We start from the raw sequence: 12,937 nt of genomic DNA, 5'->3' as shown, positions 1-12,937 counted from the left end.
TTAATTATCAATTGTTCTTTTAAATATCTTCCCATCCCTCGGGATATTTTTTATAAATATTCGCATACGCAATAATTATTGCAGGCGTGGGGGCTTTATTGATTTTGTCTTTTTGTTCTTCGTTAATTTTATTTATCAAATCAAGAAAATTATTTTTACTGATTTCATTTTCCAAAGATTGGTTTGCATTATAGTCAGCATGATTATCTGGCTTGTTTGGTGAAAAGTCAACCATACCTATAGATGGATATTCATAATTCCAGTCAAAGCCATGTTCTGATAATTTTGAAAAAATAAATTCATAACTGTTTTTTGCTTCTGCATCTTCATGAAAATGTCCCATGTAAAAAGCCATGTAATCAAACTGTAATTCTTTATTTTGCTTTTCAATAAAACCTGCAATAAAAGAACCAGAACCACGCCAACTGCCAATGGAAAATTCAGTATTGTTTTCAATTGAAAAAACAGTGTGGTTATTACTAAAAATTTCCCACAGGCTGTTTCCAAAATATTCAGCTATAAATTGAAATTCTGTAACTGCACAAGATTCATTTTGCAGGCTTATAAGATTTCTGCTTTGAAAGTTGTCAAATGCTTTTGAATTTTTAAACCCGCCCGGAAAAACTATTTTTTCCAATTCCGGGCAAGTCCAGATGTTTCCAAACATTTTTGCAAAAAGATATTGGCATTGTTCCTCTGACAATTGTTTATCAAAATCCATTGCATGCAACTTTAATCACTTAATATTATATGGGTTTTTAGCAGGGTTCATTCGTGTATCGTATAAATTAATTATTTCGATTGTATTTTCCTGAATGCGGTAATAAAGCCGGTTATGCTTAGTGATTAAAACAGAGCGAACGTTTTTATGGTTCTTCATTTCTATACCCGTATATGGTTGTTGAGGAATTGTATTGATTCTCTTATCCAGCTTCTTCAGAAAACTCTTTGCAACGGGCGCATTTCAAATTTTCGCTCCATTCATAAATTTCCGGTCGGTAAGACACCGACCGGTATCGGGCTCTACAGGCGGGTGTCACCACCCGCCTGCGAAAATTTGAAATGCACCCCTTTGCAACATCTTCATTCCACATAGTTTCAAGATAATCCAGAAGCTTTACAACTTTATTGGTAAAGCGTTTCTTAACGATTATTTTGTACGCCATTTCTCTGTCGCCTTTTTGAAATCTTCATAAGAATGTGCATCCGTTCCAAAAGGCTCATTCAGCATATTTAATAGCTCATCCCTGTCTTTTACAGACAATTCATCCAACACATCTTTATTGTCATTGCCGGTAAAGTAATCATAGTCTGCTTTCAGTATATGAAACAAATCTTCATTATCAGTAGCCGTTATTTTTTCAATTAATTCCTGCTTTAATGTTGAAGGCATTTGATTACAGTTTTACCAAATTTGCAAAAGTTCCCAATGAATAGCGGATAATAGCTGTTGCTATTACCCGCTTTATGATTTCTTACACATTCTGGTTTTCCGGCCTTAAGCTTCTAACCGTTTTACCTGCCTGCCACATTTCGCTTTCGCGTAATTCCTTCAATTCTTCATTTAATTTTTCGCGGTAATCCGGTTGCGAATTACTGTCTATTGAACGCTGGCTTTCTTTACCGGTTGCAACGCTTTCATACAATTCTTTAAATACAGGCGCTGTGGCATCACGGAACTTTTTCCACCAGTCCAATGCACCGCGCTGCGCTGTGGTGGAACAGTTGGCATACATCCAGTCCATACCGTTTTCTGCAACCAATGGCATCAATGATTGTGTAAGCTCTTCAACGGTTTCATTAAACGCTTCGGAAGGTGAATGGCCTTTATCGCGCAATACCTGGTATTGTGCAGCAAAGATGCCCTGTATAGCGCCCATCAGCGTGCCGCGCTCACCGGTAAGGTCGCTGAATACTTCCTTCCTGAAATCAGTTTCAAACAAATAACCGCTACCTACTGCAATGCCTAATGCAATTACACGGTCTTTTGCTTTGCCGGTTGCATCCTGGTAAATAGCATAAGAGCTGTTCAGGCCGCGGCCCTGCAAAAACATTCTTCTTAATGATGTACCTGAACCTTTTGGCGCCACCAAAAACACATCCACATCTTTGGGAGGAATGATGCCGGTTTGTTCATTAAAAGTTATGCCGAAGCCATGAGAAAAATATAATGCTTTGCCTGCTGTTAAATGCTTCTTTACGGTTGGCCACAATTCAATCTGTGCAGCATCGCTCAGCAGGTAACAAATAATAGTGCCTTTTTCCAGCGCTTCTTCAATTTCAAATAAAGTTTCGCCGGGCACAAAGCCATCGGCAACAGCTTTATCCCATGTTTTGGAATTTTTGCGCTGGCCCACAATTACGTTAATGCCATTATCGCGCTGGTTCAATGCCTGGCCCGGGCCTTGCACGCCGTAACCTATTACTGCAACAGTTTCATTTTTTAAAATTTCCTGTGCTTTAATGAGCGGAAATTCTTCACGTGTTACAACGTTTTCTTCAACTCCGCCAAAATTTAGTTTTGCCATAATTTAATGCCCCCTTCCCCTAAAGGGGTGTTTTTAGTTTATTCAAAATTTGCAATAACACAGGGAATGTTATGCAATAAAATTATAAATAGCTTGAAACCTCCTATACTCCCCTTCAGGGGTTGGGGGCTTCAGTTAATTCCAGAATTGAACTTTGCAATGAGCCGCGTAAATACCAGTCTAACCCTTCCTTCATTAAAAATTCGCCGCTGAACGTTTTACCGCTTTGCCTGAATGCAGGCCGGCTCTCATCTTCAAGATTTATTTCCTTCACCAAATATTGCTTTGCCGCATCAAGGCCATTCATTTTTATGTTTTGAAAATTGTCGCCCATTTTTGTGTACATGTTGTAGGCAAATACAACTGCCTTTTGTTTGCTGCTGTCAACATACATTAACGATGCCGCATTGTTGTTATAAGGTGCGATTAAACGATATAAACTTCCATAGTTAATTACGCTTTGCAAGCGTTTATAATTGTCAACGGCCGTTTTGCAGAAGGTAATTTCCTTATCGCTCAGATCATTCACTTTTATATCGAAGCCAAGCTTGCCCTGTATGGCCACATCAATTTTATATTTCAAGCTTTGCTTTCCCCAGTTGGTAACATGCGCACATATAGTAGCTGCCGGAAAAAAGTAAGAGTAGCCCCATTGCATAAAAATCCTTTCAACAGCATCGGTATTGTCGCTGGCCCAAAATTCATTGAAATATTTCAATGCGCCATATTCTGCACGGCCGCCACCACCGGAGCACAACATCATCTCAAGCTTTGGAAATTCCTGGCGCACCCGTTGTAAAACATTATACAAACCATGTGCATAATCAACATATAATGCCTGCTGATTCGCACCAAGATACTGACTGTATGCATTGGTCATCGGGCGGTTGCAATCCCATTTTATATACGCAATGCCGGGATTTTCTGTAAGCAGGTTGTGCAGCACGCCATACACAAAATCCTGCACTTTGGGATTAGTAAGATCGAGCACCAGTTGGTTGCGCGATAAGTCTTCAGGACGGTTGGGCAATTTTAAAATCCAGTCAGGGTGCTGTTCATATAAATCGCTTTTGGGATTTACCATTTCAGGCTCGATCCATATACCAAAATGAATGCCCTTTGCTTCCGCATGTTGCACCAGATACCCAATGCCATCAGGCAATATTTTTTTATTAGCCCGCCAGTCGCCGAGGCCTGCTGTGTCTGCATGACGGGGATGATTGTTGCCAAACCATCCATCATCCAACAAGAATAAATCAACGCCTATTTTTTTGGTGCCATCAAACAAGTTCACCAGCGTGTCTTGTGTAAAGTTGAAATAAGTTGCCTCCCAGTTGTTGAGTAAAGTTTGCCTTGTTTGATAACCGTTCCACACACCATATTTCAAAGCCCATGTATGCAGGTTTCGGCTGGCCTGTCCTTTACCATTTGATGTATAGGTAAAGATGAAATGAGGTGTATTAAAAGTTTCTTTCGGCTTTAATAAATAATTGGAAGCATAAGCATTGATGCCGGGAATAATTTTCAAAGAGCCACCGTTGCGCCCATACTGAATATTCTCGAATTGCAGGTTGAAATTGCCGCTCCATGCAAGCGAGCCAGCAAACACATCGCCATCATTTTCTTCGGCAGGTTTGCCGGGCGACAGCATAAATGATGGCAGTTCAGAGTTGGTTGCCCTTGTACCCAATTTAGACTGAATATTAAAAATGCCACCGGGCAGTTTTGTTTCTTCAAACTGCATTTCACTGGCCCAGTCGCCATAAAAATGCGTGAGGTAAAAATCGTTATCGTTTAAACTTATGAATGAAGATGCATAACGCATTAAAGTAACCGCAGCTTTTTCTTCGTGATGAATGCTTGTCCATTCTTCAATTATATTTTCTTTATTGTAAGCTGCAAAATTGAGGGTTACATAAAAAGGATAAACCGGATCTTTTAAATTGACATGCGTAATGGTTACATCATCATTTGGTTTTTCTATTGAATGATATGCATAATTCAATTGCAAAGAAATATTGCCGTCAGCATGTTGTACCTGCATGGCAGGTTCGTTGTTGTAATTGATACCTGCTGTTGGAAAAGCAGGTGTCATCGCCATATTAAAAGATGAATAACCTGAAGTATCAGAAAAACTATTTCCAAAATACAATTGCTGCAACTGTTTATTATTACCCACACGCAACGCAAGTGAAGTGTTTTGTGTTCGGATAACAATGGTTTGCGCATTAACAGCAACAGCAAATAAAAAAATAAAGGAGATAGATGCAATATTGGCAAGAAATTTATTCATTGGTTTTATCAGCAAGCTTTTGGTTAAATACAATTTTGTTGTTGAAGGGATCATTCACCGTAAAGGCCAATGCCCCGTAAAATGTTTCTTCGAGGCCGGGCCTGTTACCCCCATCCCCTGAAGGGGGGTATTGCACGTTGCGTAAAAAATTAATTTTCATTTTTACTTATCTAACAAGTTTTTTTTGCGCCAGTGCATAACCATAATGCAGTGAATCATGTGCCAATGTACAGGTAAGAATTTCTTCGGTCGTATTCATTTCATACCCATAAGTTGCGGTTGAATATGGTGTAATTTTTTTAAACACGTTATTCTTCGCATCTTCTTCAATGGCATTGATGGTTAACACAAGCAATTGTTTTAATGTATCAATTTCTTCCTGTGGTATAAAGCCTTCCGGCTTTGAGCCTTTTTGATATTTCGTTTTGAAAAGAATATCAATATCCGGTTTTACTTCCGGGCGCACATAGCATAAAAGCTGCGTACTCACAACAATATGGCCGAAATTCCAGGCGATGTTGTTATTAAAACCTTCCGAGATTGTATTGAGTTGTTCAATGCTTAAGCCATTCACCAATTCTAAAAATAATTCCCTGTTTCTTCGTATATATTTAAAAATAAATTCCATCTTGCCCCCATCCCCTAAAGGGGTGTATTGAAATGCATTTATAAAATTATTTTTCATAAAATCAAACTCTTAAATAACACCCCTGTCTGCCGCCCGGCAGGCTTTAGGGCCGGGGTTACGCATTACATACTAAACACTTTATCCTGCTGGCTTAAATATTCATTCTCTACCAATTCTTCTGCCGGTTGTTCCCTTTCAAATTCTTTCAGCTTTTCATGAAAACCTTTGCTGTCTTTAATAATGGCAATACGGGCAGTGCGCACAAATTCAATTAATCCATAAGGCTCCAGCGCTTTCATCAGGCCATCAATCTCTTCGCGATGGCCGCTGGTTTCAAACACCGTATAATCCTGGCGTATTGCCACAACGCGGGCGCCCCTTTCACGCAGCAACCTTTCCACTTTTGCTTTTTCAGCGATTACATCTGTCGGCACTTTATATAAAGCCATTTCCTGCCATATAATCTCATCACTGGTATTGTAATAGGCTTTTAAAACTTCCACCTGCTTTTCAATCTGGCGGCAAAGTTTGCGTACTACATCTTCCGTTTCATTAATTACAATGGTGAAACGATGTACGGTATCTACTTCGGTAGGCGAGGTATTTAAACTATCAATATTTATTTTTCTTCTTGTAAAAATGATAGCAATCCTGTTCAGCAAACCAATCTGGTTTTCTGTGTAAACGGTTATGGTGAATTCCTGTTTGCCTCCAACCCCTAAAGGGGAGTGCTTAACACCTTGATTATTTTTTAAATCATTCATGATAAATTATTTAATCCTGTTAATCTTTAAATTCTTTTGCTGTGCGTGGCGTCCTCGCCACGCACCATTGGTTTATCGCCTCCGGCGGTGTAATTATTTTTTAATACAGATAGTCAATTTCCATCAATCCCTTTCCTTTAATATAATTGGATGCACTTGAATACAAATAGTCTTCAGGCTTTTCAATCCATCCTGCACGTACAGGATTTTGATGAATGTAATCAACCTTAGTCCGCATAAAATCATCTGAAAAAATTTCTTCCGGATGATTATTGCCTGTCCATATTTTGAAATCCTTATTTTGATTTGTTGTGTTTGCATGAAAATTAAATTTATGCAGTAACCAGTCTTTCCTGTTTTCAGGCTCATTTATTATAGCATCAATAAGCTCTTTAGTACAAAACGATTTAAAATCTCTTAAGGTACCGCTTAGCTTTCCGTTTTTAGATTGCCATATTACATGAATGTGATTGGTCATAATTACATAAGCACCTATTAGCAGATCCTTCTTTTTCCGGCAATATTGCATGTTCTTAATTAAAATATCCCTGTATAATTTTCTGCTGAATAAATCAATCCAATCTACTATGGTAAAGGTCATAAAATGCAAACCATACTGGTTTCTTATTTTATATCCATCAACAAATTCGTAACTCAACCGGATTGATTTTATTTATATTCTAATGAACATTATTTTAAATCGCCGGAGGCGATAAACCGGGCGTGTGAAGCGAAGACGCTTCACACAGCACTATTTCAACCTTATTTCTGCCACGCTGCAGCCCTGTGGTACCATCGGGAATACATTATTCTCTTTTCCCACCATTACTTCGAGCAAATAAGAATCTTTGTAATCAAGCATTTGCTGCAAAGCTGCTTTAAGCTCTTTCCTGTCATTGATGGATTTACCTTCAATGCCATAACCTTTTGCTATAGTTACAAAATCAGGGCTTTGAATATCAACGAAAGAATATCTTTTTGCATTAAAAAGCTCCTGCCACTGACGCACCATACCCAGGAAATTATTATTCAGAATAAGGATTTTTACTGCTGCGCCATATTGCATGATGGTTCCCATTTCCTGCAACGTCATCTGAAAACCGCCATCGCCTATAATAGCAACAACCTGTCTTTCGGGCGCGCCATATTTGGCCCCGATGGCAGCCGGCAAACCAAAACCCATGGTGCCCAGGCCACCGGATGTTATATTGCTTTTCGACTGGTTAAATTTTGCATAGCGGCAAGCCACCATTTGGTGCTGGCCAACATCTGTTACAATAACGGCATCTCCTTTGGTTAATTCGTTCAATACATCAAGCACTTCAGCCATGCTCATTTCTTCGCCGGAAGGATGCATTTCTTTTTCAATAACAATTTCTTCTTCCTGCTTTGTATATTCCTTAAACTTCGCAAGCCATTCCCTGTGTTCTTTCCTGTCAACCAGTTCTGTGAGTAGAGGCAATGTCTCCTTGCAATCGCCCCAAACAGGCACAGTGGTTTTTACATTTTTATCAATCTCGGCAGGATCAATATCCAGATGAATGATTTTAGCCTGCTTTGCATATTTATCCAAACGGCCTGTAACGCGGTCATCGAAACGCATACCAATGGCAATCAGCACATCACATTCATTGGTTAATACATTCGGGCCATAATTGCCGTGCATGCCTAACATGCCTACATTCAAAGGATGATCTGTTGGCAAAGCGCTTAAGCCCAATATCGTCCATGCAGATGGAATGCCTGCTTTTTCAATAAAGGCTTTGAATTCGTCTTCCGTTTTTCCAAGAATAACACCTTGTCCAAACAAAACAAAAGGTTTCTTAGCTTCATTAATAAGCTTCGCGGCTTCTTCAATATATTCTTTGCGAACAATTGGTTTCGGGCGATAGCTGCGTATGTGATCGCATTTTTTATATCCCGCAAAATCAAATTTCTGTACCTGAGCATTCTTGGTAATATCAATCAGAACCGGGCCCGGCCTTCCGCTGGATGCGATATAAAAAGCCTTTGCCAATGCGGACGGGATCTCATTTGCATCGGTAACCTGGTAATTCCACTTGGTAATAGGCGTGGTAATGTTTATCACATCTGTTTCCTGGAAAGCATCGGTTCCGAGCAGGTGCGCGAATACCTGGCCTGTAATACAAACAACAGGGGTGGAATCAATCTGTGCATCAGCAAGGCCTGTCACAAGATTCGTTGCGCCCGGGCCGCTGGTTGCAAATACAACGCCCGTTTTACCGCTTGTGCGCGCAAAGCCCTGCGCTGCGTGTATAGCGCCCTGCTCGTGGCGCACAAGTATGTGTTTTAGTGTATCGTCATGATCAAACAGTGCATCATAAATAGGCATGATAGCACCGCCCGGGTAACCAAATATTGTTTCCACACCTTCAGCCATCAATACCCTCATTACGGCTTCACTGCCACTGATATTTTCAACTTTTGGTTTAGCCGTTTCTTCCTTTATTAATTCAAGTGTTTCCATAAAAACAATTTTTATTTTTTGTAACCAGCGACAGAACATGCATTAAGCTTCGTTGTGTCACTCCCTTGTACTGTATATTTTTATTCAGCAATAATTTTTCATCTAACTATTTCCTGTAATAGCCCAGCAAATCTGTTGAGCCAACATTTACAAATCCTGATTGCCGCAACATAGTCACCAGTTGGCCGCGGTGATATGTTGCATGATTGACGACGTGGGCAAACAACTGGTAAAAAGGCATTGAATACGCAGTGCCGTTCAATCTTTTAAAATCAAGGTTTTTAGTAAGATCCATTTCATTAAAATTTTCAACAAATAATTTGAAAGCTTCTGACGTTTTCTTCCAAAGTGCAATATGTTCTTCTTTTGTTCCTTTGTATGTTGACTGCAACCATTCAACAGCTTCTTTCCTGAACCGCCGCAGCCATGTATTTTCTGCACTGATAATATGTAAAACCGTTTCCTGTATGCTGTTAAAGCTGCTGATGATTGTTCTATTCCATTGTTCTTCAGAAATTTGTTCAAGCCAGCCACAAACAATGTTATTTGCCCGGATATTGTATTCGGCTAATTCTATGAAATATTGCTTGTTCATTGTTATTTTTTACAAGTCTGAGACTTGGCGCATAAGCCTGCGAAGTCCGGAGACTTCGCAGAGCGCTTACGTTTTAAACCCTATTCTTTGTCTTTCTTCCCATTTACGTTCTGAGGCTTTTTCATCCAGCAGATTTTCCATGGCATCATAAATCTGGCTTAACTGAACATCGTGTTCTCCCAACCTGTCTTTTATTTGTTTTAACTGTTCTTTTAAATCGTTTTGCTGCAGTAATATTTTTCTTATTTCAACAAAAGCCCTCATTATTGCAATGTTCATATTGATGGCTTTATCGCTGTTTAATACGCCGCTTAACATGGCAACGCCTTGTTCGGTAAAAGCATACGGCAATGCAGTTCCCGGGCGTTTTGCAGGATATGCGGTCACAATTTGTGACGGGTTACTTTCCTTATTATCAACAACTTGCGAGTATGTCATCACAATTTGTGATGACATATCACTCCATTCTTTTCTGGTAAGCTGAAACATAAAATCTTTTGGAAAGCGTTTTATGTTTCGTTTTACTGCCTGGTTCAATATTCGCGTTTCCACTTCATACAAGGCAGCCAAATCAAAATCAAGCATCACACGTTCTCCGCGTAATTCATAAATCCTGTTTTGTATGCTTCGAATGATTTGCATTTGTCTGAACCTGGATTTATAGGATTATATGATTTGTATGATTTTTCCTGCGATGGTGCTTTATTGCCGCCATCTGCACAACAGTACAAGGGAGTGACACAACGAAGATGCCACGAAGTACTGCTGCTGATAACATAAATATTTTCTTCATAATCCTTTAATCTTAAAATCCAAAAAATCGTGGTTCAGACTAATCTTCATCCGTTACACAACCCTCACTTGCATTTTTAACAAACCTGGCATATTTATAAAGAACACCGCTGGTTGCTTTTGGCGCAGGCTGTTTCCAGGCTGCTTTGCGCTTTGCAATTTCTGCTTCACTTACTTTTAGTGTGATGGTATTATTGATGGCATCTATTTCAATTATATCATTGTCTTCCACCAGGCCAATCAAACCGCCTTCATACGCTTCCGGCGTAATATGACCAACCACAAAACCATGTGTGCCGCCGCTGAACCTGCCATCGGTAATTAAAGCAACACTTTTGCCTAAACCTGCACCAATGATTGCGCCGGTTGGTTTCAGCATTTCAGGCATGCCCGGCGCACCTTTGGGGCCAATGCTGCGAATAACCACCACATCGCCTGCATGAACACGGCCGCTTTGCAAACCCTGAATCAAATGCGCTTCGCCTTCAAACACGCGGGCTGTGCCTTCAAAACGTTCGCCTTCTTTTCCGGTGATTTTTGCAACGCTGCCGCCTTCGGCGAGGTTGCCATATAATATCTGCAGATGGCCTGTTGGCTTTAATGGTTTTTCCAGCGGCATCAAAATATCCTGCTTTTCAAAATCAAGATCAGGTGCATTTTTTAAATTCTCTGCAACTGTTTTGCCGGTTACCGTTAAACAATCACCGTGTATCAGGCCTTTGCTCAATAAATATTTCATCACCGCAGGCACACCGCCATGTTGATGCAGATCAGCCATCATATACTTGCCGCTTGGCTTAAAATCGGCCAGCATTGGAACCCTGTTGCTGATAGCCTGAAAATCATCAATTGTTAAATCAACACCAACACTTCTTGCCATAGCCAGTAAATGCAATACGGCATTCGTGCTGCCACCTAAAACCATAACAACTGTTATAGCATTTTCAAATGCCTTGCGCGTCATAATATCTTTGGGCTTGATGTCTTTTTCAAGCAATAACTTAATGGCTTTGCCTACCGCATCACATTCTTTTTGCTTGTCTTCACTCAATGCAGGGTTGCTGGATGAATAAGGCAAACTCATGCCCATTGCTTCGATAGCGCTTGCCATGGTGTTGGCTGTGTACATGCCGCCACAGGCGCCTGCACCGGGGCATGCATGGCGAACAATACCTTTAAAATCTTCTTCGCTTAAATTGCCTGCAATCTTCTGGCCTAATGCCTCAAAAGCAGAAACGATGTTTAAATTATTTTGTCCTTTGTAATGGCCCGGCTCAATTGTTCCGCCATATAACATAATTCCCGGGCGGTTCAGCCTTCCCATCGCCATTATACAACCCGGCATGTTTTTATCACAACCGGGGATGGCAACAATGGCATCGTAATACTGAGCACCTGCATTGGTTTCAATACTATCTGCAATCAGGTCCCGGCTTACCAAACTATAACGCATACCGTCGGTGCCCATGCTTATGCCATCGCTTACACCGATTGTATAAAAACGCAAACCCAGTAAGCCATCAACCCTGTTGACGCTTTCTTTTACCCTGGTTGCAAAATCGTTCAAATGCATGTTGCAGGGGTTGCCATCCCAGCCCATGCTTACCACACCCACCTGTGCTTTCTTAAAATCTTCTTCCTTAAACCCAATGGCATAATACATTGCCTGTGCAGCAGGCTGTGTGGGGTCTTGCGTTAACGTTTTGGAATACCGATTGATGCCCCCATCCCCTAAAGGGGAGTTCTGTAAGTCGTTTACTGATGCTGAGTTCTCTTTTGTCATGATGTTTTTATACTTTCTGGTTGTTGGCTTTATTCATTTTAAATAAACCTGCCGCTTACACTTCCTGTGTATTGAATACTGCTTCTGTAACTTTTTCTTTATATATTGACTGAATTTTTTTGCTTACGGTATCGTTCCAGTTCTTTGTGAATTTTACATCGTCGAGGCTTTCCCAGCCTACAATCTCTGCTGCGGTGCCGCAGAAGAAAGCTGCATCGGCGCCTTTTAATTCTTCAAGCGTTATTTGTTTTTCTTCCACCTCAATACCGGCTTCATCACATATTTCAAAAACTGTCGCCCTTGTTATGCCGGGCAGGATATTGCCCAATGCAGGTGTAAATAATTTGCCGTCTTTTTCGCAAAACATATTAGCGCCGGGGCCTTCCGCAACAAAGCCATTCATATCTGTAAGCAAGGCTTCATCGTAGCCTTTTGCTTTTGCTTCCTGGCTGGCGAGTATTGAGTTTACGTAGTGGCCGGCGGCTTTGGCTGTTATATTAAAGCCTTTGGGATTAGGACGCTGAAAAGAAGAGGTCATTACCCTTAATAAATTTTCGCCCAAAAACAAACCCATTTCCCAAACTTCTATTACAATAAATGAAGCTTCATTTATTACGAAACTCATGTTCGCAGGCGCATATACCAGCGGGCGTATATAAGCGTTTTGCAAATTGTTTTTGCTTAATACTTCATACGTTATTTCAATCAGTTCTTCAGCGCTCCAGTGATAAGGCATATTCATGGCGAGGGCAGAATGTTTTAAACGCTCGTAATGTTCAACTGCCTTAAAAATTTTTGTTTCGCCATCTGTTGTTTTGTAAGAACGGATGCCTTCAAACACTGCATAGCCATAATGCAAAGACTGGCTGTAAAAATCCATCTTTGCTTCTGATGCCTTAATGTACTCCCCGTTTAAGTAAAGGATAGTTTCTTTGTTGTAATAAGATGCCATATATTATTTTTTTAGTTCCCTGGATTTGATTTTTGTTTAATTGATGTAAAGCCAAATTCAACCAAACAAAAAACCCGCCTCTGTGCGGAGGCGGGTTTTATAATCAATTTATTA

13 protein-coding genes and 1 pseudogene are annotated in these 12,937 nt (G+C 40.3%); all 14 read right to left on the bottom strand.

The genetic code is table 11. The annotated features are described in order from the left end of the window. Positions 1–19 precede the first annotated feature (19 nt). Positions 20–721, bottom strand: a complete 702-nt coding sequence (locus QM629_RS19545) for a hypothetical protein (protein WP_415161591.1) — start codon at positions 719–721, stop codon at positions 20–22. Between the two features lie 15 nt (positions 722–736). Beyond that, positions 737–949: pseudogene (locus QM629_RS19540) on the bottom strand (type II toxin-antitoxin system RelE/ParE family toxin); the annotation flags it as partial. Positions 950–1,150: 201 nt separating this feature from the next. After that, positions 1,151–1,393: a hypothetical protein gene (locus QM629_RS19535; RefSeq protein ID WP_415161590.1), complete on the bottom strand. Its 243-nt coding sequence runs from the start codon at positions 1,391–1,393 to the stop codon at positions 1,151–1,153. An 82-nt stretch (positions 1,394–1,475) separates the two neighbouring features. Beyond that, positions 1,476–2,528 (bottom strand): ketol-acid reductoisomerase, encoded by a 1,053-nt coding sequence (gene ilvC / locus QM629_RS19530; RefSeq protein WP_415161589.1) that lies wholly within the window; start codon positions 2,526–2,528, stop codon positions 1,476–1,478. Positions 2,529–2,643: 115 nt separating this feature from the next. Continuing rightward, complete coding sequence (locus QM629_RS19525; protein WP_415161588.1) at positions 2,644–4,821, bottom strand: alpha-galactosidase; 2,178 nt, start codon at positions 4,819–4,821, stop codon at positions 2,644–2,646. After that, on the bottom strand, positions 4,814–4,981 hold the full coding sequence (locus QM629_RS19520) for a glyoxalase superfamily protein (RefSeq protein WP_415161587.1): 168 nt from the start codon (positions 4,979–4,981) through the stop codon (positions 4,814–4,816). Before QM629_RS19520 ends, QM629_RS19525 begins: the two co-directional genes overlap by 8 nt. 6 nt (positions 4,982–4,987) lie before the next feature. After that, positions 4,988–5,506: a DinB family protein gene (locus QM629_RS19515; protein ID WP_415161586.1), complete on the bottom strand. Its 519-nt coding sequence runs from the start codon at positions 5,504–5,506 to the stop codon at positions 4,988–4,990. Positions 5,507–5,571: 65 nt separating this feature from the next. After that, positions 5,572–6,213, bottom strand: coding sequence for an acetolactate synthase small subunit (ilvN, locus tag QM629_RS19510; protein ID WP_415161585.1), 642 nt, complete (start codon positions 6,211–6,213; stop codon positions 5,572–5,574). Positions 6,214–6,313: 100 nt separating this feature from the next. After that, complete coding sequence (locus QM629_RS19505) at positions 6,314–6,871, bottom strand: REP-associated tyrosine transposase (RefSeq protein WP_415161584.1); 558 nt, start codon at positions 6,869–6,871, stop codon at positions 6,314–6,316. 93 nt (positions 6,872–6,964) lie between these two features. Then, entirely contained in the window at positions 6,965–8,701 is a 1,737-nt protein-coding gene (gene ilvB, locus QM629_RS19500; protein ID WP_415161583.1) for a biosynthetic-type acetolactate synthase large subunit, read from the bottom strand. A 106-nt stretch (positions 8,702–8,807) separates the two neighbouring features. Next, positions 8,808–9,296, bottom strand: coding sequence for a DinB family protein (locus tag QM629_RS19495; protein WP_415161582.1), 489 nt, complete (start codon positions 9,294–9,296; stop codon positions 8,808–8,810). A 66-nt stretch (positions 9,297–9,362) separates the two neighbouring features. Next, positions 9,363–9,938 (bottom strand): ORF6N domain-containing protein, encoded by a 576-nt coding sequence (locus tag QM629_RS19490; RefSeq protein WP_415161581.1) that lies wholly within the window; start codon positions 9,936–9,938, stop codon positions 9,363–9,365. A 190-nt stretch (positions 9,939–10,128) separates the two neighbouring features. Then, on the bottom strand, positions 10,129–11,871 hold the full coding sequence (ilvD, locus tag QM629_RS19485; RefSeq protein ID WP_415161580.1) for a dihydroxy-acid dehydratase: 1,743 nt from the start codon (positions 11,869–11,871) through the stop codon (positions 10,129–10,131). 55 nt (positions 11,872–11,926) lie between these two features. Beyond that, positions 11,927–12,823, bottom strand: coding sequence for a branched-chain amino acid transaminase (locus tag QM629_RS19480; RefSeq protein ID WP_415161579.1), 897 nt, complete (start codon positions 12,821–12,823; stop codon positions 11,927–11,929). Positions 12,824–12,937: the final 114 nt, after the last annotated feature.

It is taken from the genome of Parafilimonas sp. (genome assembly GCF_047606085.1).
In the GTDB taxonomy this organism is placed as follows: domain Bacteria; phylum Bacteroidota; class Bacteroidia; order Chitinophagales; family Chitinophagaceae; genus Parafilimonas.
This window is presented reverse-complemented; position numbering and strand designations above follow the sequence as displayed.